This is a genomic window from Psychromonas sp. MME2, from assembly GCF_040566515.1.
Lineage (GTDB): Bacteria > Pseudomonadota > Gammaproteobacteria > Enterobacterales > Psychromonadaceae > Psychromonas.
Genome location: NZ_JBEWXI010000002.1, coordinates 862,631 through 886,298, shown reverse-complemented (window position 1 = coordinate 886,298; position 23,668 = coordinate 862,631). Strand labels below are relative to the sequence as shown.

The window sequence follows — 23,668 nt, the reverse complement described above, 5'->3', positions numbered from 1 at the left end:
TAATAAAATAAATAACAATGACATATTACTTTAATGGAAAGTTAAAAAGTAATTAACTGCCTTTTAAAACATTATCAAATTTGCATCTGTGGGGGCTTTGGGTATAAAATGTGCGCAGTTTAACCATCTGATCGGTTTCTTACCAGTTTTTTCAGCGGTTAAAAAGAAACCATTTGACAATATACGTGTTACAAGGCATATTCCTCGACCTTTGATTATCCCTTGTTATACAGAATTTAGGAGTTAAGGTCTTGGCTAATATCAAGTCTGCTAAAAAACGTGCTTTACAAGCTGAAAATAACCGTAAACACAACGCAAGTCGTCGTACAATGATGCGTACTTTCATTAAGAAAGTTGTTACTGCAATTGAAGCTGCAGATAAAGAAGTAGCTACTTCTGCATTTGTAAAATTGCAATCAGTTTTAGATAGCTATGCAACTAAAGGCTTAATTAGCAAAAACACAGCTGCTCGTAAGAAAAGCCGTCTTGCTGCAAAAATTAAAGCACTTTAATTAATAGTAGGTTTTTAAGCCTCTATTGAAGTAAGTAAAATAAAGCTTTTTAATAAAAAACCGACTTAATGTCGGTTTTTTTATTTTTATTAAAAACTAAATCCCCATTCCCGATAATGCGTTTAATAAATCTTTAACGACCTTACCTACAATAGGATTACTCTCTTCAAACAGCACTAACTGCTGCGCTATTTTTTTATCTCTAATATGCTGAGCAGGGTCTCTAGCCGCTATAGCCTTTTGCAATTGATCATGTACCTGTTTTAATTCACCTGCAGTACACTCATCCGCAATCAAACCTTCATCTAAAATTGCAGATAACTTTTCAAATTCAGATTTTACTTTGTTTATTGCCATAAAAACCTCGATTAATTACTAGGACTTATCAATAGTGTAGCTTGAAATAACAGATTAATTTTTTACTATTTTAAAAACATGATCCAACAAACGTGCTAAAACTAAAAATCCTACGACAAAAAATAAACTGAGTAACATCAAACCCAATTTAAACCATTCATCGGCAGCATAATGTTGCAAATAGAGAGAAGAGATATAAATAGCGACTAGCCAGTAAACAATGCGCAGCAAATAGCCCAGTAGATGATAACGTCTATCGGTTAACCATAATTTACCCATTTTATGCTCCACTAATGGTAAAACTGACCACATCTTTAATGTGTTTACTGTCCGTTGCTAACATAATTAATCGATCCACCCCCAACGCTACGCCCGCACAATTTGGTAAATTCGCTAAAGAGTCAATGAAGTGATGGTCTATCGGCATCGTATCGAGCCCTTTTTCGCTACGTAAACGGTTATCAACTTGGAACCGTTTGAGCTGTTCCAGGCATCACTAAGCTCATGAAAACCATTAGCCAGTTCGATACCTTGGTAATAGACTTCAAAACGTTCAGCAACACGGCAATCATGCTCAGATATTCTTGCTAACGCCGCTTGAGAAGCTGGAAAATTATAAACAAAACAAGGCTGTTCTTGTGCAATAACGGGCTCTATCGCAACACAGAATAGCAACTGTAAAATAGTATCGCGATCGCGTTCATTATTTAATACATCTCCTAATTCGAGACATTGCCCAGCCTCAATTAGTTGAGGAATCGTAGCTGCTAATGGGTCAACATTTAATACTTCAAGAAAAGCATCTTGATAGGTACAGCGGCGTGCAGATCGACAATTGAGCAATAATTGCAATAACTGATCCATTTCATCCATTAATAAAAAGTGGTCAAACCCGACTCGATACCATTCCAGTAATGTAAACTCTGGATTATGGAAGCGCCCCGATTCCTCATTACGAAATACCTTACTAATTTGAAAGATAGAGCCACTGCCAGCTGACAACAGCCTTTTCATGTGGAATTCTGGCGATGTTTGCATGTACAGCGGTACGCCTAAGGAATGGCTTTGACCATCAGAGATAGCTGGGCCATTAAATAGCGTTTTAAAACAAGATAGATGAATGTCCGTCACCCCCGCTTGGCTTAATACGGGAGTTTCTACTTCTAATAAGCCTCGTTCCACAAAAAAATAGCGGATGGCTTGTACTATTTTTGCACGCTGTTGCAGCTGTTCTATAGTTGCGCTCGGTAACCAATTCATTTTATCTCCTTTGTTCGCCCTAGTTTACTCAATAACGAATGTTTCGGAAATAAAAACAGATAGCGTTTCAGTTACTTGTATAAGAAAGAACGAATTAACGTTCCTCCCATGGAAGTAAAAAATTAATTTGCGCTTCCGCAAAAATATAGGGCAGCACTAAACGTCTTTGATTATTCTGCCACTGTAACGCATACATTGCTTTACCTATTTGCTTGCCCGTTGAATCAACGCGATAACGACCAACAATAGAGAGAAAACTCATACTTTGTAACTGTTTGCGCATTTTATCTTGATCAAGTGTTCCGGCTAAACGTACAGCCGCCTCGAGGACTTCCCCTGCGGCGTAACCACCAGCGGCATTGCTATCCGCAGCGTGGCCATAAATATGTCGATAACGAAAGTCAAAATCAAATGCCAACGGAACCCTTACCGCGTGTATCCATGGTGTAAAGCCAATAATATTTTCTGCATCATCTCCTAACGCTTCACCAAATGCAGCGAGAGACGGACCTGAAGTAAAGCCAAATGCCAGTGGACTAAAATGTTGTTTTTTACTCTCGCGAACAATCGCAATGGCATCGTCAAAGTAAGTTGCTCCTAAGACAAGTTGCGGTTTTTTCTGGACAAGTTTTTTAATCAGTTCTGAAAAATCACTACGCAGACTTGAATATTGTTCAAAAACAAGTAGTTCAATGTCCATTTTTTCTGCCGCTTTCTTCGCCCCCATTGCGACCTCACTGGTAAAAACACTATCCTGAAAAACGATCGCTAGTGTTTTTAAGCCACGGGCTTTTGCCACACGTAAACCATCAACTAAATACTGTTCAGCAGGTAAATCCACCTGAAATATATTTTGATAGCCTCTATTCCAAATTTGCGATGCTGCAGCCGTCCCTGATACCATCGGCATTTTATATTTCTCGGCAACATCACTTGCTCTGAGCGTGACATCGGATGAGTAGGGACCAATCAATAAATCAACGCCATCGACATTAATCAAGCGCTCGTATAATTTAGCACTTTGTTCTGGATCGGATTGATCATCATAATGGATTATTTCGATATCTTTGCCAAGTAAAGCACCTCTAGCATTAACATCATTCGCCCACATTTTTATGCCTCTGAGCAAATTTTCTCCTTGCTCTTGATACACGCCAGAGAGCGATGCGGTCACACCGACTTTTATCAGTTTATTATTAGGTGCCGCACTTGCCGTCATCGCGAATACAGTCACTGTTAACGCCGCAAAGATGATAAATTTTATGGTGTTTCTATAGATAAATATCATTCTGCTTATTCCTTATTTTTCAACATCAAGCTGACGTTTAGCGGTCCATAATTTGCGTACTAACTCATACTCAAACGGAGATCCTGTCTGATAATAACGAAAGGTAATATTAGAGCGCGTATCAACCGCGTTAAGTGCATCCCAAATCAGCTCCTCTTCCCATTTCATATTTAATTGGTCGCGAAGATTACTCATCACAATAGAATCTACACCAAGCCCGATACTATCACGCACAGATGAAGGGCCTAATAATGGCAATACTAAATAAGGACCAGAGCCTGAGCCCCAATATCCCATGGTTTGTCCAAAATCTTCCCTGTGCTTCGGTATTCCCCAATAGCTGGCCACGTCAATCGTGCCAAGAAGACCTACCGTTGAATTAGTTAAAAATCGCCCTGCAGTTTGGTAACTTTTGGTTAGCTCCAATTGCAATAGACTATTGATAAAAGTGGTGATTTCTCTGATATTTTCAAAGAAATTATGAATGCCATCTTGCATCAGCTCTGGTGTAACATATTGATACCCTTCAATAACGGGTAGCAGCACATAACGGTCAGCCCGATAATTAAAGCGATACATTGTGCGGTTGAATCCTTCCCATGGATCGTATACATCAGCTAAGACGAAATCGTGATCATCGCTCACTGTTCTGGCTGAGTCAAAATAGGCTGGCTCAGGTTTATCCCCTTCTACTTGCGGCACACTGCTGCAAGCAGAAATAAATAACAGCGTCAGTAGCGCTAAAATAAAATGTATGTATGACCGAGTTATTGTGTTTCCATTCATCTGTATCATCCTTTTACTGCTTAAACACACTAACCATGTGCGCGACATTATCTTTATGCGCCATATTGCCGCAATGCCCCCCTTTAGGGTAAATTTTTGCTCTATCACCAAAAACCCGTATGAAAAAATCTATTTCCCCTGGCTCGAGAATAATATCGTCAACGTTGTGCATTACCTCTATTTTGCTACTATTTTTAAAATAAGATTCCAGTGCATGTAAATTCATTAACGCCGTAAAACCATCCCTATTTAACTGTGGATATTGAGCTTTATAATAAGGATAAAAATAACCATGGAAATAATCCGTAAAGCCAAGTTGATAGGAAACAATTGCGTAATGTCCCGGCGAGCTATTTATCCCCATAGTGACATTCTTAGGCACTATAAAACCACTTTTAGTCATAATATCAGAGGTGTAAATTAAGTTAGCCGAGGAAACTCTAAATGATACGCCAATTAGCGCGGCAAGCTCTTCATTAGTAGGGTCAACCGCTTTATATGCTTGAAATAGAAATTCACTATCCATCTCAACACCATCATTTTTTTTATAAACATGACCAATTTCCTGCAACAAACCTTCGAAGAATTTATTGAAATTATCAGGTCCTCCGGGAATGTTTTGACTCATTCGATCAAGCAGTGAAATCGAGTTATACAATGAAACTGGTGGGTTAATTAATAGGACCTTGCGAAAATTAAAAATCCGACGTTCTTCATCAAGTTTACTAACAAAAGCGCTATTAAAACCACCTAAACTGTAACCAGTCAGATAAAAATCAGAGACTTTAATATCCTGCTTGGCTTGACTCCAAATAGCTTCCATAACACGGTACAAATCTTTCGCATCTTCATAGGCGTTGCCTGGGACACCGTTTTTAGATGCCGCAACAATAAAATTCATGTAGGTTGGAGACGAGAGTGATACCACATGAAAGCCTGCATGATAAAAGGCTCGTGCCATATCGATATTTTTTCTACCATTATGGGAGGCGCCAGTACCTGCAATCAGAAAAACTAATGGAGCGGGATTTTTTTGCCAAGCCGTAGAGTAATTTAACTGATCATCGAAAAAAAACGGTTCGGGAACCTCTCTCTCGGGAAATATCGTAATGCGTTGGTTTACCAATGGGCTTTCTTTTGCAAGATCAGCCTGCACCTCTGGTAGCGTACCGACTACCGTCGCTTCATAGGCACTGTATTGCGCACCCAATGTAGGAAAATAATAGCTATCCTGATTCGAGTAACAGATTGTTGAAAACAATCCGAGTAACAATAATGTAACTACCTTGTTCATTGATATAATCCTTTTTATATTTAATGCCTCAGCACCTTCAGCAAAAAATCCTATTTGCGTCATTAATTGTAAGCTATAACCACTATGGAAGTGAATTACATCGATCACTTCCTGACTTTGCAACTTGAAGCAGCATGGGTATATTATGCAATAATTATATATTAAATTTATTTTTCAATATGAACAGATATTTATATTTTTTCAGCAAAATAACTCCTATTTAAACCTACTTATTGAAAACCTTACATTTCTCACGGAAAATAGCAGGTGTGGTGATACACTCAATTATCATAAAAATTTGATGGGAGGTAAGGTGTGCAGATAATTAAAACTGATGTAGCTATTATAGGTGCGGGTGGTTCAGGATTACGGGCTGCAATTGAAATTGCAGAAAATCATCCAGATCTTGAAGTAGCCTTAATTTCGAAGGTTTACCCAATGCGCAGTCATACGGTTGCAGCGGAGGGAGGGGCTGCAGGCGTTGCCCAAGATCATGACTCTCTTGAAAACCACTTTCATGATACCGTTTCTGGTGGTGATTGGCTTTGTGAACAGGATGTTGTGCAATATTTTGTCGAAAATGCAGCCAAACAATTAACCCAATTAGAGCACTGGGGTTGCCCTTGGAGTCGCAAAGAGGATGGATCCATTAACGTTCGCGCTTTTGGTGGGATGAAAATAGAACGCACCTGGTTCGCTGCCGATAAAAGTGGTTTTCATATTCTCCATACTCTCTTTCAGACGTCTCTACAGCACCCTAAAATCACCCGTTATGATGAACATTTTTGTTTAGACCTACTCGTTGATGATGGCAAGATACAAGGTGTACTTATCCTTGATATTGCCGAAGGTGAAGCCAAACTTATCCAAGCGAAATCTGTGATTATGGCAACCGGTGGGGCTGGTCGAGTTTATACCTTTAACACCAATGGGGGCATTGTAACTGGTGATGGTATGGCACTTGCGTATCGTCATGGTGTTGCACTACGTGATATGGAGTTTGTGCAGTATCATCCAACCGGATTGCCCGGAAGCGGTATTCTGATGACAGAAGGATGTCGTGGCGAAGGGGGTATTTTAACCAATAAAGACGGCTATCGCTATTTACAAGATTATGGTCTCGGACCTGAAGTTCCGGTTGGGCAAACTAAAAATAAATACATGGAATTAGGCCCACGCGATAAACTCAGCCAATGTTTTTGGCAAGAGCAACAAAAAGGCAATGTCGTCAATACCCCACGCGGTGATGTTGTCTACCTCGATTTACGTCATTTAGGGGAAGCCAAAATTAATGAACGTCTCCCCTTTATTCGTGAATTAGCAAAAGCCTATGTTGGCGTAGATCCTGTCAATGAACCAATTCCAGTTAGGCCTACTGTACATTACACCATGGGTGGAATTGAAACCGATGCCAAAACCGCGACCAAATTAGCAGGCTTATATGCGATTGGTGAATGTGCTTCCGTCGGCTTACACGGTGCAAACCGCTTAGGTTCAAACTCGTTAACTGAATTAGCGGTGTTTGGTCAACTTGCTGGAGAGCAAGCAGCTAACTATGCACGTGAAGCTAAACATGAAAAAATAACACCTCTGCGTAAACAAGCTGAAGATATCCTAGCCAAGACAGAAGCGCTGCTGCACAGCAATGGTAGCGAAAAAATGGCCGACATTCGCAAAGAAATGGGGGATAGCATGGAGCAAGGCGTTGGTATTTACCGCACCAAAGAATCGATGCAAGCAACCATAGAAAAACTAGCAGAACTGAAGCAGCGTTATAAAAATATTCAAATCAACGATAAATCCAGTGTCTTTAATACTGAGTTTTTGTATGCAATTGAACTCGGTTATCTACTTGATACCGCTGAAGCGATGGCTCATAGTGCGATTTTACGCGAAGAGTCGCGTGGCTCTCATCAACGCATTGATGGCTTTGAAAAACGCGATGATGTTAATTTCTTAAAACATTCACTAGCCTATTATCAAGCTGACAAGGCCCCTAAAATAGACTATTCATCGGTCACAATCACCACCAGTCAACCGGCAGAAAGAGCCTACGGTGCAGCAGGTGACAAAGCGCAGGAGAAAGCTTAATGAGTGAACAAACTATTGAAATTGAAGTGCTTCGCTATCGTCCTGAAATGGATAACGAGCCCTTTAAACAACGCTTTGAAATCCCCTACAGTGCAGACTTATCAGTACTAGAGGCATTGCAATACATCAAAGATCATCTCGATAGCAGCATTAGTTTCCGCTGGTCGTGCCGAATGGCGATTTGTGGCAGTTGTGGAATGATGGTCAATGGCACTCCTAAATTAGGCTGCAAGGCTTTTTTACGCGACTATTATCCCAATACAGTGAGTTTAGAACCTCTAGCTAACTTTCCGATTGAACGCGACTTAGTTGTCGTCATGGATGATTTTATTGCCAAATTAGAGTCGGTTAAGCCCTATATTATCCCTGAAAATGATAAATGCTTATCGGAAGGAGCTTACCAACAAACACCTGAGCAGATGGACAAATACAAACAATTCTCAATGTGCATTAATTGCGGTCTCTGTTACGCAGCCTGTCCACAATATGCGTTAGACAATAAATTTACAGGTCCCGCAGCCTTAGCATTACTGGCAAGATACAATCGTGATAGTCGTGATAATGGCGAAGCGCAGCGCATGAAAATAGTTAATCAAGAAGAAGGGGTTTGGGGCTGTACCTTTGTCGGTTATTGTTCTGTTGTTTGCCCTAAAGATGTTGATCCTGCTGCTGCAATCCAACTCTTAAAAGTTGAAAGCAGTAAAGATTATTTAATTGGCATGTTCAAACCCGATTAAGGAGAAAATAATGAGTAAACGTAAACCCTATGTACGAGAGCTCCCCAATGATTGGTGGATGAAGCAACTCTTTTACACTAAATATATGATTCGTGAGGGCACCAGTGTGTTAATCACCATATATTCACTTATTTTAGCTTGGGGCGTGTTACGTCTTAGCCAAGGTGAAGCAGCCTTCAATGCGTGGTTAGAAGCCCTGCACAACCCCTTTGCTATTTTGCTGCATCTGATCATGCTTGTTTTTGCGCTCTACCATACGGTGACTTGGTTCTCTTTAGCGCCCAAGGCCGCAGATTTATGGATTAAAGGCAAGAAGCTTGAAGATCAAACCATTGTTGCTGCACACTATGCAATATTCGCTATCACAACGGTATTTTTCTTATTGGTGATCACCCTATAATTGGAGGCACAAATGACAGATAACAGAGAAAAGCAATATATACGCTCCCATGAGCCCATTTTTTGGGGGTTATTTGGTGCTGGCGGCATGTTGACCGCATTTATAACACCGATTATGATCTTAATTACAGGTATATTGGTGCCACTAGGCATTATCAATCAAGAAAATCTAAGCTACGAAAAATTACACGGTTTTGCCACGACTTGGTATGGGGCAGTAATTGTATTCATTTTAGTCGCATTACCGTTATGGCATACCTTACATCGCATTTTTCACGCGTTACATGACCTGGGCATTAAACGGGGACGTGATTGGCAACAGGTTATCAGCTATGGCTTTGCATTTGCGGTGAGTGTCTTTGTATTTACCATACTATTGCAGATGTCATAAAAAAATCCCCCTGTTTAGCCAAACTAAACAGGGGGATTTTTTTACCTCAATATGCTTTGTCAGGCAGTAGCTCGGATAACAGAGCAAGGCGCAACATGAAGTAATTGTTATTCACTTTTCAACTGTTACAACGCCGGACTGATTTTCGAGCTAAAGCCCATAGGGCATGGGTATATAATGCTTATTTCTTCACACGACCAACATATTCGCCACTACGTGTATCAACCTTAACGACTTCACCAATCTGAATAAACAACGGCACACGAACCACTGCCCCCGTTGCTAATGTCGCAGGCTTACCGCCCGTTCCAGCCGTATCACCTTTTAGACCAGGATCTGTTTCAGTCACTTCAATTTCAACAAAGTTAGGTGGAGTAACCGCAATTGGATTATCATTCCAAGTAATGATTGTGCACATGTCTTGCTCGATTAACCATTTCGCATTATCACCAACGGCTTTCTGATCCGCCGAAATTTGCTCAAATGTATCATTATTCATGAAATGAAAGAATTCACCATCGTTATAGAGGTAAGCAAGGTCAATCTCCATCACATCCGCAGAATCAACCGATTCGCCTGACTTAAATGTTTTTTCGATTACTTTTCCTGACAGTAATTTACGAATTTTAACACGGCTAAATGCCTGACCTTTACCCGGTTTAACAAATTCATTCTCGATAATTGCACAAGGCTCATTATCTTGCATGATTTTTAGCCCTGCTTTAAATTCACTGGTACTATACGTTCCCATATTAACCTCTATATAATTTATTTTAAAAATGGCACAAATAATTACCGTGAATAATACCGATGAGTTAGCGTCTTGGCAAAAGGAACTCGCTAATGCAGTAAAAAACCCGCTTCAACTCCTACAATTATTAGATATTTCCAGTGAAATCGCACCATTTAGTCTAAAAGCGAAGAAAGCATTCCCCATGTTAGTGCCAATGCCCTTTGTTAAAAAAATGGTAAAGGGAGATATTAACGATCCGCTACTTAAACAGGTGTTGCCAATCACTGATGAAGAGTTCATTGCTGACGGTTATTCAATTGACCCTTTACAGGAGCATGACAATGGTTTGTCAGGCTTATTACACAAATACCAAAGCCGTGTATTACTTATTTTAAAATCGGGTTGTGCGGTTAATTGTCGTTACTGTTTTAGACGACACTTTCCCTATCAAGACAATAATATTAATAAGCAGCAGCTACAGGAAATTATTACCTACATAAAAGCGCACCCAGAAGTTAATGAAGTCATTTTAAGCGGTGGCGATCCCTTAATGAGTAAAGATGAATTTTTACAACATGTCATTACGCAACTTGAACAGTTACCACAATTACGTCGCTTACGAATTCATACCCGTTTACCAGTTGTTATTCCTAACCGAATCACTGCCTCGCTTATAAGCATGTTACAGAATACAAGGTTAAAGGTGATCATGGTATTACACATTAACCATGCCAATGAGATAGATAATGCGTTAAAAATAGCACTGCTTAAACTCCATCAAGCTGGTATTCAACTATTAAATCAAAGTGTGCTATTAAAAGGGGTTAATGATAATGGCCAAGCTTTGATTGCGCTCAGTGAGAAACTCAATGAAGCCAACATCCTCCCTTACTACCTCTTTTTATTAGATAAAGTACAGGGTGCTAGCCATTTTGATATAGAAGAAAAAAGTGCACAACATTTAATGAAAGAGATGAGTATCGCCTTGCCAGGTTATTTAGTACCTAGACTAAGTCGAGAAATTGCAGGTCAGCCAAGTAAAACGGTTATTGATTCGCTATAATGAAATCATTTCCGAGTAAATAACCATCAATAGGATCAAAAATGTCTAAAAAACGCGTACTTGAGCAGTTAAAAGAGAATATAAAAATAATTTATCACAAAGCCGTTGATGCCGATAAACAACTTGAATTGCTGCGCAAGCAAGATAAAGCCGCTTTTGCACAAATTTTTAGTGCGGATAGTGATTTTAAAAATCATTCCACCACCTTTCTCCCCTATGTCGAGGAGTTAGCGGCAAATCTACAGGAGATTCAAACAGATAATGAAGACCATTTTAAAACACTGCTCCCTGCAATTGTGGTCAAAATTGAGTTACTTTTTAAAACTCTCAATGCATTTAAAGAGAATCTAAAAGCTTAATCGCTCGTTCCCATTTTAAACGAATCCCGTTACTGCAAGTAACGGGTCAACAAACCACCGTCAATATAGCTACTACTCGGCTTTTTCCTCAACCTGCTCTGCATCATCGGGGCCTTTAAGAAAATCCTCTAATCCCTTTTGAATAATCTCGTAAGTTTTGTCAATATTATCGGCAATTTCTCCTTCTAATACTTTTAACCCCCCTAGGACATCCCGGGCTTCAGAAAAACCTTGATCTATCCCCCCCAATAAGCTCAACAAAAGAACGTTTCGCTTCCTGCTCATCCATTTCAGGATGCTGCCCTTGGTAAGCCGAGAAAAACTGCGTACTAAACGAAAGGATACGCTCCGCGGTCGCTTCGGGACTAAAATCAATGTCAGATTTTTGATAGGTATCTTCAACCGTATTCTCGACCCCCATATTTTTCAATACGTCGTTAATACCCTGCAAAGCCGCTTTTAAAACTAAGGTATTGGGTCTATTGGCGATAGTCTCATTAAATTGCAAAGATGATTGCAAAATAGCGGCATTGAGCTGTTTTTTATTAATCGCAATTGCAGATGGATCTATTTTTTGCGCTTTATCAGACTTAGCATTCTCTGATACATGTTTATCGAGGGAAGCGTGATCTTTATTACCATTTTCTTTCGCCAGGGTACTTACCGCTTGGCCGAAAGAAGCATTAGAATTGATTGAAGAAACCATAACACGCCCTCTTTATAACGATTGAATAATAAGTAATGCCCAACAAAATAGAGCACTTCGATGATAAATTAATACAATACCTATTTTGTTTATATATCGACCAAATTAAGCAAAACTTTAATCTGCATCTTTATATTTTATACCATACAAAAAAATAACGGCATTAATCTTCGTTTGCCAAACAACCTATTCTCTGTTACTAATCCTAATAACAACTATTAATGGCAATTTTTACAACTACAATATCGTTATTGAGCGAATAAATGGAGCAACCATTGGACAAGGATAGTCAGCTAGATAGTCAGCTAGTTTCCACACTTTCTCCTAAAAAAGGAGTTGAAACGACCATTAACAGTAGCGATGGCATTGATATGATAAGCCATGGTAGCGAATTTACAATCAATATCATGACACCTGTTGGCATGAAATTGATGAGTAAAACTAAATTTATAGGTTATCACTCTAACAACCTCATACTACTTGAAGTTCCCAATATTTCTGAAGACAAAAAAAATGCTTTTTTTCAAGAAGGATTTTTGATGAATGTCCGTGCAATTTCTCAAAAAGGCGAAGGGGGAATCATTCAATTTCGCAGCCAAATAATGCATATACTCAGTGGTGTTATTCCAATGATAATTATCTCTAACTTCAGGGGTAATGAAACTTCGTCAATTAAGAAAAGAGCCGAGATATGAGGTGAGTTTAACGGGGTATGCAACAGTTAACGGGAAAAAAGTGGAAACCGAAATACGCGATCTATCTAAGGGTGGCTGTCGTTTTATTATTTCAGCCTTAGCCAAAAACATCGAGATTGGTGAAGAAGTCACGATTGATATTTTTACTGATCCGAAGAAAAAACAAAATCAGCTATCGCTCAGTGGTCGTCTATGTAATTTACAGAGCTCGCTTCACTACTCCAAATACGGTTTAAGATTCGACCTAGCAGGCCAAGATCACGTGAAAATATTACTTAGTAATATGAAGTTTAATGGCACTAAATTCGTATTGAAAAGTGAAATTGCACCGTAAATTACAGCCCTGATAAGCAATCAACTATAAAGTCAGGGCTATAACTATAGCCATCTGCGTTGTTATAAAATCTCTATGTAGAATAACTACACTTAAATTTGATGCCTCACATCTCGGCACCCTTTTTCTGTTGATTTTGCATCTTGAAGTAGCATGGGTATAATACCAATTCCAATAAATAGCTGATCTATTTTACTGGTTAAAACAACTTACTGCTGCGTTGTAATTTTCGCAAAGGGAATAACCATTTACGTCAAATTACGCCTTGAATTAAGCTGTTTTTCCTACGCAAAATTTAGATCACATACTTACCGGAGTTGGTATAAGTGATACTTTCATTGTATCAATATTATAACTTATCGAGTTTTGATTCTATCTCAGCTATTTTGCTTGCGACAACCGCCTGTAAATGTTTTAAATCGTTTAATATTTGTTGTTTCAACTCTTTTTCACTTTTTACCTGTACCGTTAATGTATCAAGCTCTTGAGTAATGTAACGTAGTGAACTATTTATTTCATATACATTACGAAAACCACGCCCCCCATGATCTGCGCTTATTTTTTTGTGCTGCCTAGGAAATTTAAATTTAACGCTACGAGAGAAAAATTGATGTGCTCCTTTATCTTTTTTAAAATAGATCTTTAAAATATCGTTATCACCTTCCTGACGAATACTATAACGCTCAATTTCATCAACATTTGTTATGCCAATACTTTGTAAATTTTGATACATAATAGATCCTTATCATGGATTCCAGTCAAGCCAGTTCAGCTTAGCAATAACATAAGCTTAGCCTATGTTATTAGGAAATAAGTTATGCCGATAAAAATAGTAAGCGGACAGTTCAAATAATTTACAATTAAAAACGTTTAAAAATCATATTCAATTTTATTAACATACCAGCAAGCACGACCGGCGGGTGTTATAACTATCGCCTCATCATCAACTTCACATTTTAATAGTGCACGAGCCATCGGGCTATCAACTGAAATATAATCTTTACGCTGCTGCAACTCCCCACGCTGATAAATTTCATCTGGCCCTACAATCTTAAAGCGCTTCTGTTCACCATTTTCATTCTCGATTTCAACCCATGCACCAAAAAACACTTTACCTTGTTGCGCTAACTGTGGCGTAATCACTTGCAATTGTTCAAGGCGCTTAGTTAAAAAACGAATACGCGAATCTATCTGCCTTAAAATTCGTTTATTTTCCTTATAATCTGCATTTTCAGATCTATCTCCTAAGCTAGCAGCCCAGGTGACCTTCTGTGTAATTTCAGGACGGTATTCTTTCCATAAATAATCCAATTCACTCTGTAACTTTTTAAACCCTTCAGGGGTGATCAAATTAGTTCTCAAAATCGCTTTCCATCTCATTAACAATGTTATTTTAAGTCAGTCAATGATAACGGGTATGTGCTGGTGTAGTAAATTATTAAGAATATAAATGTGCACTTCCACGAGGAATAAAATGGCAGCGAATATATCTGGATAATAGAGGAGAGGATATGTGTCACTTGATTGGTATTACATTAAATAAGCATGTTACTACTAGCTACTGGTAGTCACCTCCCTTACCCTACACTTTTAAAAGTGTTAAATAGTAATATCAATATGCCCATCAGGCTTAACATCTTGTGACTCTTGCTGATTATCGCTGGCCGGTTGTATTTTTTTTACTTTAATCGAGTGAAGAGAATGGGTGCTTTCTTCAGCCATTTCGGGAGAAAAATTATTTTTACGGTTAGATGCTTGATACTCTTTCACTTTATGAATAACAAGTTTCGCATCATTAGAAGGCTTAAACACATAAGCACGGTTTATAAAATCGACGATTAAATGCTGACTCATATTACCTCCTTATATTATTAATACGCTTAGTTAGTGTATCGGCACGTGTAAGATATTCTTAACTATTTAATAAATATTATTATACCAATCCGCATAATATTATGATCATAGTTTGTTGAGGAAAAATGAGGAATAGCAAGGCGCATGATTGAGTATGTGATCTAAATTTTGCGCAGGAAAAATGTCTTAATTTGAGGCGTAAGTTGACGTAAATGGTTACTCCCTTTACGAAACTTACAACAAAAAAGTAAGTTATTTTAACCAGCAAAATAGCTCGTCTACTTATGCGGATTAGTATTACTTCAGTAACGCAGAAAAGCAAAAAATGATGAACTTAAAAAACTCAAGTTCATCATTTCAAATTATAAAAATGAAATTTTTATTTGGCAGAACGTTTGCGACGGCTAAAGCCCAAACCAGCCAAACCTAACCCCAAAATAGCCAATGTAGCAGGCTCTGGAACAGTCACATTCTTCACAGTAAGTTGACTATTAAAACCATTATCAAGAACATTTTGCACGCCAAAGGTAAGTGCGCCAGTGAAAGCAGAGTCAAACTGATAAGTCATCCAACCTGAATTTCCATAATCACCCACACTACTCACCGAAGCCAATGTTGTTTTTACCCCATCTAAACCAAAATAACCATAATCATCATAAGGAAGATAATCATTTGCTTTAAAATACCACTCAAATGATAACGCATCGGTAACGTCAACAGACATCCAAGAGGTTGCATTCAACAACGCATTATTACTAGATATTGACGTGACCCCTGAAGTAGTCGCTGTCGTCAAATCAATAAGCGTGGCCTGTGCTGTGTTCGCCATTAGCGCTGTAGAAATTACAACAGCAGTAGAAAGCATTTTAATATTTTTTAACATAGTATTTCCCTATTACTATTAACCACAAAAGGTATTTTTAATAAAGCACAATTTATGCCAACCACAAATAACCAACCAAAAACAAACACTTACAAAACAACCAATTTATATATAACTCACAACTGTAAAAAAAACTGACAGGAAAATTCGAATATTGTGACCATAACTTGTTGAAGAAAAATGAAGTAAAGCAAGGCGTATGATCGAGTAATAGCTGTCCATTGCAATTAAATGTAATGCAGCTATTACTTATCAATTAGATTAACTTTTAATTTGATTAACGAGACTTTTTCTTTCTTGAAAAAGCAACGCCAGCTAAGCCAAGACCAAGCACTAACAATGTAGAAGGCTCTGGAACAGGGACGCTTTCATTGACAACAATATTATCATATCCAACGCGGTTACGGTAACCTAGCGCATCAAATACGACATAACTTAGCGCTTGAAAAGCCTGTGATAGGTTTAACGTAGTAAATGAGAATTGGTTATAATCAGCAACGGTAAACAATGAGTTTGCGATAAGATTCCCACCGGCATCAAAACCATTCACAGATAACTCTGACGCAATATTTCCACCATTTAAGTAACCACTGGTAAAATCAAAGCTATTCAAATCAAAAAGTACCCCATCTGTTTGTTCCATTTTAACAGAGGATAAACTCCCACCATTAACCCAGTCCATTAAATGAACGCTACCATTATCAACGCTTTCGCTATCAAGATTCCTTGCCGTTCCAAGAGATCCCTGACCTGTAACATCGGTAAAGGTAAAACCATTAGAAACGATAGCTGTTTGCCAATAGTTATAATCTGAATTGCTATTAAAATCGATTACCCCCGCATTTGCACTCCCTGCTGCGAAAAGCATTGTCACTAATATTACTGTTTTTTTCATTTCCGTTCCTTGGATTAAGTTTGACATACACCAAGCGCATAGCAAAAATCACACCAACAAAATAAGTAATTGTTTTGAAATGAATTTTTATAAAAACAAAAATAACAATGTAAAAATTACTGACACTTAGCCTAATTAGGTGATGAGTACAAATTAGGCATAGAGGAGCACAATCGAAAATATCGATACATTGATGACTGGCTCATCCCTACCAACAAGCACCTTTCTATTAAAGATTAATTTGTACGGTAGGTCTGATTTACACTTTAACAAAAGAGTTGCGCTAACCATAACAATTAAGATGGATAATCAATAGCGCAACCTCTTGATGTACTACAAGCCGCGAAGCTGGATCCTTCTTAAAAATTCAGTCATAACACGATCGTAAACTAAATCACCTAAAAATAGATCCTCGACACCATGGTCGATACTCGGATTATCATTGACTTCGATGACGTAAGCTTTAGCGTCGATCTCTTTTAAATCGACACCATACAAACCAGCACCGATTAAATTAGAAGCTTTAACCGCTGCATCCACTATATTTTGTGGCACCATTTTTAAATCTACACAATCAAAATCCCCACTGCTAACGCGACCACTTTGATGATGTTGGTAAATCTGCCAATGACCACGACTCATAAAGTAACGGCAAGCAAAAATGGGTTGGCGGTTTAACACACCAATACGCCAATCATAGTCGGTAGGCATAAAGGCTTGCGCCAAAATAAGGGCACTATGCAAGAATATTTTTTCAGCTTGTTCGATTAAGGTCTGTCGATCCTTAACTTTCACAACCCCGAGTGAAAATGCACCATCGGGTACTTTAAGCACCACAGGTAATCCGATACTATCAATAACATTATCAACCCAGTTTTGATCAGAAGCTTTAAATATCAAGCTCTTTGGCACGGGTACATTATGCTTATTCAATAACTCAGTTAAAAACACCTTATTCGTACACTTCATAATAGATTCGGGATCATCCATGACCACTAACCCCAGTTTTTCCGCCGTTTTAGCAAAACGGTAGGTAAAATTACTGATATTAGTGGTGGAACGGATAAACAACCCATCAAACTCACCTAAACGACCGAGATCATGAGCACCTATTTGTACTAAGTCCATACCGATACGGTTAGCCGCTTTGGTAAATAGCTTTAAAGCACCTTTATCCGATGGCGGCATTTTTTCATTTTCATCCACCAACATCGCTATTTCATAACGATAACGTTTAGAGGGTTTAGGTAAACGCCAGACCTTTTGTGAAAACACCTCAAGGTATTTAGCAAATAAATCTTGTTCTGAATCGGTTAAATCCTGAAACGCAGCAGGTTCAATCAGATCCACTTGCCATTTATCAGAAATTTTTAACAAACGAACTTGTAAAATTGGCACTGAAAAACGTTCAAATATTTTACGAGCAAGGCGTTCCAGCAATGGATTGTCACAAAATCCAAAATAAAGCTTCATTGATATTTCATGAACTTCATCGGAAAGTTTATTTAATCCCGCTTGTGGCAAACTAAAGAAATGGTCGTGAGATAAATCATTAATCGTCATCACTCGTGGAATAACCCGATGACCACGGGCTTCAGCCATCAAAGAGCAGTAATAACCTGTGCTTAAATAATCATAACTGCGGCACAAATTGACCACTTGCATGGCATTTTTTTCGGAAAAAGCACCCATCTCTAAATAGTCATGAACGGTAACCATCTTGTCACTGGGTAAATAAGGTCGCCAATCATTAACATCATCGGTAACAATTAAAAACTGAGCCATAAATATCTATTGCCTCTTGTGGGGTTTAGCGTGTAAATTAACCTACTGTTATGATTGCCAACTAGAGCCTACTCATGCTACTTCGTCAAGCTATATCAAGCGATTTGCCTCAACTTAACCTGATCGAACACAACGCTTTTAGCGGTGATAAAATCAGCCCTCGACAAATGAAACGTTTTATCAACTCACCACTGGACTACTTATTAGTGGTCGAGGTGGATGGAATACTGGCAGGCTATGCCCTAGTCTTGTTTCATCGAGGAACGCGTCTAGCACGACTCTATTCACTTGCCGTTAGTACCGAATTCAGGGGGCGTAATTTCGCCTTTGAACTGATAAAAAAATGTGAACAAATCGTGGTCGAACGAGGCTTTATTATCTTACGCCTAGAAGTGCGAAACGACAATATAGCAGGCAAAAATCTTTATCTAAAAATGGGCTATAAAGTACTGAAAACACTCGTACATTACTATGATGACCTCGCCGATGGTGTGCGTATGCATAAACGCTTAGATCCCCCCGGACCGAGTAAAGTGATTAAGATGCCATTATACGTACAGACAACCCCCTTTACCTGTGGGGCTGCGTGCGTCATGATGGGCATCAGCGCAGTCAATCCAAGCTATCAACCGAGCCGCATTGATGAATTACGTATTTGGCGTGAAGCGACCACTATATTTATGACCAGCGGTCATGGGGGTTGCAGCGTACATGGCCTCGCACTCGCAGCGATAAAACGCGGTTTACACATTGAAATGTACAGTCGTTCAAATTCAATCCCCTTTATCGATAGTGTACGCGATGGCAATAAAAAAGAGGTGATCAGCATCGTGCACAACGATTTTTGCCAGCAACTTACCGAGCAGGGCGTGCAGATTAATAACTGCATCCCTACCCTTACACAGTTACGCGATTGGATAGATCAAGACTATGCGGTGCTACTGATGATCAGTACCTACCGTTTTGATGGCGAAAAAGGGCCACATTGGATTATATTAAACGGCTATAACGAACAGTTCATGTTTATTCACGATCCCTTTGTCGAAGTACAAAAAGATGCTATCAACTCCGTCTATGTGCCCATTAGTCAGTCGGAATTAATACAAGTTATACAATACGGCAAACAAAAACAGGTCTCCTGCCTTGTCATTAAATCACAGCAGGAATAAGTCAATAATTTAAAAAAAGAGCTATCGACAACTGGTACGGTTAACTTTATAAAGATCTGCCAGTTGTTAAACAATAAGCCCAGTCATTTCGGTTTCGCTTTAGCGCTTCATTTGCCGCTTTTTCGTAATCATAGGCTATTTTAATATGCTGTACTGACCACCTATTTTTGTAACATTCCACAATCGCATAAGTAGCATGAGGAGTAAAACTTTCCATTACATGTTTAACGGGTTGATCATCACGATATGCGGGTAATCCAACACTGCCAGGATTGACTATTAATTGCTGCGTACTGGTGAATAAAGTTCTGGCTGTATGTGTATGCCCACAAAGAATAACTTCTGAACTCTGCCCATTAAGCAGTGCGACTATTTCTTGATCGGAACGCACCTTGGCATAACCGCTATCGACATTTTCTAACAGGTAGATCAAATCATCAACGGGCGTTCCATGACAAAGAAAGATGCTTTCGTTTAATTGATAGTTAAAAGGTAGTTGTTTCATCCATTTTAGCGGCTGATTACCCAGCTCATTTAGAATAAACTGCAGCGTAGGGTTCGATGCTATATCACTCTCTTTGGCCTCATAAATTTGCCGTTCCTGATTCCCCCTGATGGTGATGAGTTCGTTTTCCATGAGAAGATCAAAGGTTGCCCGCGGTGCGATCGGACCATATAGAATATCTCCTAAATTAACGGAAAAATCCACACCACGGCGGCGAACATCCGATAAAACAGCTCCGAGCGCATAAACATTACTATGAATATCAGATAAAACGGCTATCCGCATACCATCTCCTTATATACTAACTTTCACCGCACTTACTTCATTACCAAGCAAAGTCGTTAACACTAAACAGGGATCTTTTGAATCAGAATTAAATACAATCTGACCATTTGCATCCCAAACCGTATTGTTACCACAAGCCTGCCAGCCACCTGTTTGAGAAATATGATTACTCAATAACACAGGAAACCTATACATTGTGGCTATATTAGCTAATATTTCAGCATCGCACTGATAACCTGATTCGGAAATTAACGCACTCACAATGTAGATATCAGCGCCACCATTGGCAGCGTGGCTCGAATGCTGAGGAGATGAAAAATCAGCGCACACAGCTAATCCAATTCGATAACCATTAATATTAAACAGGTAATCAACACTGCCTGAAGAGCAATATTCCCCCTCCGAGTCATGCAGATATTGTTTCGAATAAAACTCAACATTGCCATCTGGGAAGCAAATTACCGAACCTATCGTTGGTTTAGCATTTTTTTTAGCTACGAGAGGGCAACCAACAACAATAATAATATTATGTTCAATAGCAGCGCACGATAGTTCCACAAAGCTATCTCTAGACTGACTAAAAGCAAGCTGTTGAGCTAATTCAAGCTCGTAACCTGTCAATGATAACTCAGGAAAGACGACAACATTAGCCCTAAGATTTGATGATAACTCAATCATTTCAAGATGATTGGCAAGGTTTTCGACCAAATTACCCTTAATCACAGGAACCTGAGCCAAGCTAATCGTAACCATTGATTTCAACATTCCAACATTTATCCTTAAAATTTCATCGCTTTGAGCAAAATGCGCTCTGCTATCGGTAGCGTATTTATATTTAACTCTATTTATGTGAGAATGCGCGCACAAAAACTTCTCAGTCAATATAAGCCAATTAAGGAATATTTCAATGTCTCAGGACAATCCAGCACAGATAAAAAAAACAACAAGCTTAGAGGATAAACTCGATAATTTTTTCAAAATAAAAGCGCGAGGTAGTTCCATAAAAACAGAATTAATCGCTGGCTTAACGACCTTTTTGGCAATGGTTTACTCGGTGATTGTTGTACCAAGTATGCTCAGCGCCGCAGGTTTTGATGCCGGTGCGGTGTTTATCGCCACCTGTTTAATCGCAGCATTTGGTTCATTATTAATGGGGCTATGGGTAAACCTACCAATGGCTATCGGCTGTGCAATATCATTAACGGCATTTACTGCATTCAGTTTAGTGATAGGCCAAGGGGTCAGTGTTGAAGTTGCACTGGGCGCGGTATTTATCATGGGCGTTGTCTTTACATTAATCACAGTTACGGGCATTCGCCAGTGGATATTAACTAATTTACCCCTTGGCATCGCCCACGAAACAGGGATTGGTATCGGTTTATTCCTATTACTCATTGCTGCCGATAGCTCTGGGCTTATTGTTAAAAATAGTCATGCAGGTTTACCCATCGCCCTTGGTGATATTAACTCCTTTTCTACGGTGATGTCTGTACTTGGCCTTGCGGCTATTTTCGGCTTGGAGAAAAAACGTATACCAGGCGGTATTTTATTAGTCATTATTGCTATTTCTATCATTGGCTTACTTTTTGACCCCAATGTCACCTATAATGGATTTTTCGCGTTACCTAGCTTAGAAACCGCACAGGGTGACACACTAATAGGTTCAATGGATATAATGGGCGCCTTAACCCCCACTATTCTCCCCGTGGTCATTGCATTAGTAATGACGGCAGTTTTTGATGCAACGGGCACCATTCGCGCACTAGCAGGGCAAGCAAATTTATTAGATAATGATGGACAAATCATTAACGGTGGTAAAGCGTTAACAGCTGACTCGGTAAGCTCGATCGTTGCTGGAGCCGTCGGTGGGGCACCTGCCGCAGTTTATATTGAATCGGCAACGGGTACAGCTGCTGGCGGCAAAACAGGCTTAACTGCCACTATTGTCGGCTTACTTTTCTTAGTGATGATTTTCTTTTCACCGGTGAGCTATTTAGTCCCCGCTTACGCAACGGCGCCTGCACTAATGTACGTTGGCTTATTGATGTTAGGTAATGTCTCTAAACTTGATTTTGATGATTCTGTGGATGCACTGTCTGGGCTTGTCTGCGCGGTGTTTATTATACTCTCAGCAAACATCGTAACGGGGATCATGATTGGTTTTACCACACTCTTAGTGGGACGTATTTTTGCAGGCGAGTTGAAGAAATTAAATATGGGTATCATTTCGATTACGATTGCACTGATCGTATTTTACGTTGGTGGGTGGGCGATTTAACTCCAGCAGATAACCTCCATTAAATAAAAAAGCGAACCTATTATGGTTCGCTTTTTGCTTTAAGAGTTTCCAACTAGATTGGCGGTTTCCAACTAAAATGACCGTGACCATTCATTAATCAAATAATGTTTAACTAATGCGCTCAAATAGTAGATCCCATACACCGTGACCTAAGTTATTACCACGGTTTTCAAATTTCGTCAGAGGTCGCCATTCTGGGCGAGGGGCATAACCTGTACCACTGCAATTTTTGAAATTTGTTGCTGCGTTTAATACTTCTAACATGTGCTCTGCGTAGTTTTCCCAATCGGTTGCCATATGGATAACGCCACCAATCGCCAATTTCGGACGCATATTTTCAATAAATTCAGGCTGTACGATGCGACGTTTATGATGACGCGCTTTATGCCAAGGATCAGGAAAATAAAGTTGGAAAGTGGCCAAACTTTGATTCGGGATCATATGCTCTAAGACTTCCACCGCATCATGATTCATGACACGTAAGTTAGTTACCCCAGCTTCACCGACATCGGCTAGACATGCACCAACACCCGGGCCATGTACTTCAATACCTAAAAAGTTTTTTTCCGGAGAGCGTTGCGCCATCTCGATTAATGACTTACCCATACCAAAACCAATTTCAAGCACCACCGGTGCATCGCGACCAAATAACTCGGTGAAGTCGATCATTTTCTCTTGGTAATCAACCCCCATTGTCGCCCACAGGCTATCAATAGCATGTTGCTGCCTATTGGTCATGCGCCCTTCTCGTTTTACAAAAGAACGGATTTTACGCATATATTTTTCTTTACCTTCGGGCTGTGCACTTTCGGAGGCATTACTGTTTTGTTGTTCTGTCATGTTTGACCTTTGCTTGTGTTTAGGTATTTTACTGGCGCATTATATACGCAAAACAAGCTAATATCATTCCCTCTGTGAACGTGTCCATTAATCAGCCTGGTCTTTGAGTGTCACCGCTTAGCAGACAACAATCGCGTAATATTTGTAA

The 23,668-nt window shown here is 39.3% G+C and carries 26 protein-coding genes and 2 pseudogenes; 11 read left to right on the top strand and 17 right to left on the bottom strand.

From position 1 onward, the window contains the following. The first annotated feature begins 251 nt into the window (after window positions 1-251). A complete protein-coding gene (gene rpsT / locus AB1A03_RS04420; RefSeq protein ID WP_354623347.1) occupies window positions 252-512 on the top strand; it encodes a 30S ribosomal protein S20 in 261 nt (86 codons plus the stop codon). Window positions 513-608: 96 nt separating this feature from the next. Here the strand turns inward: rpsT and AB1A03_RS04415 are convergent, their stop codons facing one another. The 6 genes and pseudogenes from AB1A03_RS04415 to AB1A03_RS04390 all read right to left on the bottom strand — a co-directional run bounded on the left by AB1A03_RS04415 (window position 609) and on the right by AB1A03_RS04390 (window position 5,497). Then, the gene (locus tag AB1A03_RS04415) at window positions 609-869 is read right to left on the bottom strand and encodes a DUF4404 family protein (protein ID WP_354623346.1); all 261 of its coding nucleotides are present in this window, start codon (window positions 867-869) and stop codon (window positions 609-611) included. A 54-nt stretch (window positions 870-923) separates the two neighbouring features. Then, window positions 924-1,148, bottom strand: a complete 225-nt coding sequence (locus AB1A03_RS04410; protein ID WP_354623345.1) for a hypothetical protein — start codon at window positions 1,146-1,148, stop codon at window positions 924-926. A gap of 1 nt (window position 1,149) precedes the next feature. Next, window positions 1,150-2,129, bottom strand: a pseudogene (gene epmA, locus AB1A03_RS04405) (elongation factor P--(R)-beta-lysine ligase). A 94-nt stretch (window positions 2,130-2,223) separates the two neighbouring features. Further along, the gene (locus tag AB1A03_RS04400) at window positions 2,224-3,417 is read right to left on the bottom strand and encodes an amino acid ABC transporter substrate-binding protein (RefSeq protein ID WP_354623344.1); all 1,194 of its coding nucleotides are present in this window, start codon (window positions 3,415-3,417) and stop codon (window positions 2,224-2,226) included. Window positions 3,418-3,429: 12 nt separating this feature from the next. Then, the gene (locus AB1A03_RS04395; protein ID WP_354623343.1) at window positions 3,430-4,203 is read right to left on the bottom strand and encodes an MlaA family lipoprotein; all 774 of its coding nucleotides are present in this window, start codon (window positions 4,201-4,203) and stop codon (window positions 3,430-3,432) included. Window positions 4,204-4,216: 13 nt separating this feature from the next. Beyond that, the gene (locus tag AB1A03_RS04390; protein WP_354623342.1) at window positions 4,217-5,497 is read right to left on the bottom strand and encodes an alpha/beta hydrolase family protein; all 1,281 of its coding nucleotides are present in this window, start codon (window positions 5,495-5,497) and stop codon (window positions 4,217-4,219) included. 315 nt (window positions 5,498-5,812) lie between these two features. Here AB1A03_RS04390 and frdA point away from each other — a divergent pair, with 315 nt between their 5' ends. Genes frdA through frdD form a run of 4 tightly spaced genes read left to right on the top strand, consistent with a single transcriptional unit; the run spans window position 5,813 to window position 9,115 of the window. Beyond that, window positions 5,813-7,588: a fumarate reductase (quinol) flavoprotein subunit gene (frdA, locus tag AB1A03_RS04385; protein WP_354623341.1), complete on the top strand. Its 1,776-nt coding sequence runs from the start codon at window positions 5,813-5,815 to the stop codon at window positions 7,586-7,588. Then, window positions 7,588-8,325 (top strand): succinate dehydrogenase/fumarate reductase iron-sulfur subunit, encoded by a 738-nt coding sequence (locus AB1A03_RS04380; protein ID WP_354623340.1) that lies wholly within the window; start codon window positions 7,588-7,590, stop codon window positions 8,323-8,325. Before frdA ends, AB1A03_RS04380 begins: the two co-directional genes overlap by 1 nt. 10 nt (window positions 8,326-8,335) lie before the next feature. Beyond that, complete coding sequence (locus tag AB1A03_RS04375) at window positions 8,336-8,725, top strand: fumarate reductase subunit C (protein WP_354623339.1); 390 nt, start codon at window positions 8,336-8,338, stop codon at window positions 8,723-8,725. Between the two features lie 12 nt (window positions 8,726-8,737). Next, entirely contained in the window at window positions 8,738-9,115 is a 378-nt protein-coding gene (frdD, locus tag AB1A03_RS04370; RefSeq protein WP_354623338.1) for a fumarate reductase subunit FrdD, read from the top strand. Between the two features lie 181 nt (window positions 9,116-9,296). Here frdD and efp read toward each other — a convergent pair whose 3' ends face one another. Next, complete coding sequence (gene efp, locus AB1A03_RS04365) at window positions 9,297-9,866, bottom strand: elongation factor P (protein WP_354623337.1); 570 nt, start codon at window positions 9,864-9,866, stop codon at window positions 9,297-9,299. A 37-nt stretch (window positions 9,867-9,903) separates the two neighbouring features. On the opposite strand from efp, the gene epmB reads away from it, so the two are divergent. Together epmB and AB1A03_RS04355 are read left to right on the top strand one after the other, a co-directional pair. Then, the gene (gene epmB, locus AB1A03_RS04360) at window positions 9,904-10,911 is read left to right on the top strand and encodes an EF-P beta-lysylation protein EpmB (protein WP_502945921.1); all 1,008 of its coding nucleotides are present in this window, start codon (window positions 9,904-9,906) and stop codon (window positions 10,909-10,911) included. A 41-nt stretch (window positions 10,912-10,952) separates the two neighbouring features. Then, complete coding sequence (locus AB1A03_RS04355; RefSeq protein ID WP_354623335.1) at window positions 10,953-11,270, top strand: hypothetical protein; 318 nt, start codon at window positions 10,953-10,955, stop codon at window positions 11,268-11,270. A 72-nt stretch (window positions 11,271-11,342) separates the two neighbouring features. Here the strand turns inward: AB1A03_RS04355 and AB1A03_RS17320 are convergent. Further along, window positions 11,343-11,691: pseudogene (locus AB1A03_RS17320) on the bottom strand (DUF5610 domain-containing protein). Between the two features lie 560 nt (window positions 11,692-12,251). Here AB1A03_RS17320 and AB1A03_RS04345 point away from each other — a divergent pair. Further along, window positions 12,252-12,671, top strand: coding sequence for a flagellar brake protein (locus AB1A03_RS04345; RefSeq protein WP_354623334.1), 420 nt, complete (start codon window positions 12,252-12,254; stop codon window positions 12,669-12,671). Then, entirely contained in the window at window positions 12,634-13,005 is a 372-nt protein-coding gene (locus AB1A03_RS04340) for a PilZ domain-containing protein (protein ID WP_354623333.1), read from the top strand. Before AB1A03_RS04345 ends, AB1A03_RS04340 begins: the two co-directional genes overlap by 38 nt. Before the next feature lie 349 nt (window positions 13,006-13,354). On the opposite strand, the gene AB1A03_RS04335 is transcribed toward AB1A03_RS04340, so the two are convergent. The 6 genes from AB1A03_RS04335 to AB1A03_RS04310 form a co-directional block, all read right to left on the bottom strand. Beyond that, window positions 13,355-13,738: a DUF3461 family protein gene (locus AB1A03_RS04335; protein ID WP_354623332.1), complete on the bottom strand. Its 384-nt coding sequence runs from the start codon at window positions 13,736-13,738 to the stop codon at window positions 13,355-13,357. Between the two features lie 137 nt (window positions 13,739-13,875). Further along, window positions 13,876-14,367, bottom strand: a complete 492-nt coding sequence (gene greB, locus AB1A03_RS04330) for a transcription elongation factor GreB (protein ID WP_354623331.1) — start codon at window positions 14,365-14,367, stop codon at window positions 13,876-13,878. A 237-nt stretch (window positions 14,368-14,604) separates the two neighbouring features. Further along, a complete protein-coding gene (locus AB1A03_RS04325; protein WP_354623330.1) occupies window positions 14,605-14,859 on the bottom strand; it encodes a hypothetical protein in 255 nt (84 codons plus the stop codon). A 379-nt stretch (window positions 14,860-15,238) separates the two neighbouring features. Continuing rightward, complete coding sequence (locus AB1A03_RS04320) at window positions 15,239-15,742, bottom strand: PEP-CTERM sorting domain-containing protein (protein WP_354623329.1); 504 nt, start codon at window positions 15,740-15,742, stop codon at window positions 15,239-15,241. Between the two features lie 277 nt (window positions 15,743-16,019). Further along, window positions 16,020-16,637, bottom strand: coding sequence for a PEP-CTERM sorting domain-containing protein (locus AB1A03_RS04315; protein WP_354623328.1), 618 nt, complete (start codon window positions 16,635-16,637; stop codon window positions 16,020-16,022). Between the two features lie 333 nt (window positions 16,638-16,970). Beyond that, the gene (locus tag AB1A03_RS04310; protein WP_354623327.1) at window positions 16,971-18,422 is read right to left on the bottom strand and encodes a RimK family ATP-grasp domain-containing protein; all 1,452 of its coding nucleotides are present in this window, start codon (window positions 18,420-18,422) and stop codon (window positions 16,971-16,973) included. A 74-nt stretch (window positions 18,423-18,496) separates the two neighbouring features. Here AB1A03_RS04310 and AB1A03_RS04305 point away from each other — a divergent pair, with 74 nt between their 5' ends. Beyond that, window positions 18,497-19,591 (top strand): peptidase C39 family protein, encoded by a 1,095-nt coding sequence (locus AB1A03_RS04305; protein ID WP_354623326.1) that lies wholly within the window; start codon window positions 18,497-18,499, stop codon window positions 19,589-19,591. 46 nt (window positions 19,592-19,637) lie between these two features. Here the strand turns inward: AB1A03_RS04305 and AB1A03_RS04300 are convergent, their stop codons facing one another. Both AB1A03_RS04300 and AB1A03_RS04295 read right to left on the bottom strand, forming a co-directional pair. Continuing rightward, a complete protein-coding gene (locus AB1A03_RS04300) occupies window positions 19,638-20,381 on the bottom strand; it encodes a metallophosphoesterase family protein (RefSeq protein WP_354623325.1) in 744 nt (247 codons plus the stop codon). Window positions 20,382-20,390: 9 nt separating this feature from the next. Next, window positions 20,391-21,263, bottom strand: coding sequence for a carbon-nitrogen hydrolase family protein (locus AB1A03_RS04295; protein WP_354623324.1), 873 nt, complete (start codon window positions 21,261-21,263; stop codon window positions 20,391-20,393). 25 nt (window positions 21,264-21,288) lie between these two features. Between AB1A03_RS04295 and AB1A03_RS04290 the strand changes: the two genes are divergently transcribed. Then, the gene (locus AB1A03_RS04290; RefSeq protein WP_354623323.1) at window positions 21,289-22,659 is read left to right on the top strand and encodes an NCS2 family permease; all 1,371 of its coding nucleotides are present in this window, start codon (window positions 21,289-21,291) and stop codon (window positions 22,657-22,659) included. A gap of 129 nt (window positions 22,660-22,788) precedes the next feature. On the opposite strand, the gene trmB is transcribed toward AB1A03_RS04290, so the two are convergent. After that, a complete protein-coding gene (gene trmB, locus AB1A03_RS04285) occupies window positions 22,789-23,520 on the bottom strand; it encodes a tRNA (guanosine(46)-N7)-methyltransferase TrmB (protein WP_354623322.1) in 732 nt (243 codons plus the stop codon). Window positions 23,521-23,668 lie beyond the last annotated feature (148 nt).

Bases quoted from the DNA above. Each gene is read 5' to 3' on its own strand.
- AB1A03_RS04415 (WP_354623346.1), bottom strand. From the start codon at position 869: ATGGCAATAAACAAAGTAAAATCTGAATTTGAAAAGTTATCTGCAATT.
- AB1A03_RS04410 (WP_354623345.1), bottom strand. From the start codon at position 1,148: ATGGGTAAATTATGGTTAACCGATAGACGTTATCATCTACTGGGCTAT.
- AB1A03_RS04400 (WP_354623344.1), bottom strand. From the start codon at position 3,417: ATGATATTTATCTATAGAAACACCATAAAATTTATCATCTTTGCGGCG.
- AB1A03_RS04395 (WP_354623343.1), bottom strand. From the start codon at position 4,203: ATGAATGGAAACACAATAACTCGGTCATACATACATTTTATTTTAGCG.
- AB1A03_RS04390 (WP_354623342.1), bottom strand. From the start codon at position 5,497: ATGAACAAGGTAGTTACATTATTGTTACTCGGATTGTTTTCAACAATC.
- AB1A03_RS04380 (WP_354623340.1), top strand. From the start codon at position 7,588: ATGAGTGAACAAACTATTGAAATTGAAGTGCTTCGCTATCGTCCTGAA.
- AB1A03_RS04375 (WP_354623339.1), top strand. From the start codon at position 8,336: ATGAGTAAACGTAAACCCTATGTACGAGAGCTCCCCAATGATTGGTGG.
- frdD (WP_354623338.1), top strand. From the start codon at position 8,738: ATGACAGATAACAGAGAAAAGCAATATATACGCTCCCATGAGCCCATT.
- efp (WP_354623337.1), bottom strand. From the start codon at position 9,866: ATGGGAACGTATAGTACCAGTGAATTTAAAGCAGGGCTAAAAATCATG.
- AB1A03_RS04355 (WP_354623335.1), top strand. From the start codon at position 10,953: ATGTCTAAAAAACGCGTACTTGAGCAGTTAAAAGAGAATATAAAAATA.
- AB1A03_RS04340 (WP_354623333.1), top strand. From the start codon at position 12,634: ATGAAACTTCGTCAATTAAGAAAAGAGCCGAGATATGAGGTGAGTTTA.
- AB1A03_RS04335 (WP_354623332.1), bottom strand. From the start codon at position 13,738: ATGTATCAAAATTTACAAAGTATTGGCATAACAAATGTTGATGAAATT.
- AB1A03_RS04325 (WP_354623330.1), bottom strand. From the start codon at position 14,859: ATGAGTCAGCATTTAATCGTCGATTTTATAAACCGTGCTTATGTGTTT.
- AB1A03_RS04320 (WP_354623329.1), bottom strand. From the start codon at position 15,742: ATGTTAAAAAATATTAAAATGCTTTCTACTGCTGTTGTAATTTCTACA.
- AB1A03_RS04315 (WP_354623328.1), bottom strand. From the start codon at position 16,637: ATGAAAAAAACAGTAATATTAGTGACAATGCTTTTCGCAGCAGGGAGT.
- AB1A03_RS04310 (WP_354623327.1), bottom strand. From the start codon at position 18,422: ATGGCTCAGTTTTTAATTGTTACCGATGATGTTAATGATTGGCGACCT.
- AB1A03_RS04305 (WP_354623326.1), top strand. From the start codon at position 18,497: ATGCTACTTCGTCAAGCTATATCAAGCGATTTGCCTCAACTTAACCTG.
- AB1A03_RS04300 (WP_354623325.1), bottom strand. From the start codon at position 20,381: ATGCGGATAGCCGTTTTATCTGATATTCATAGTAATGTTTATGCGCTC.
- AB1A03_RS04290 (WP_354623323.1), top strand. From the start codon at position 21,289: ATGTCTCAGGACAATCCAGCACAGATAAAAAAAACAACAAGCTTAGAG.
- trmB (WP_354623322.1), bottom strand. From the start codon at position 23,520: ATGACAGAACAACAAAACAGTAATGCCTCCGAAAGTGCACAGCCCGAA.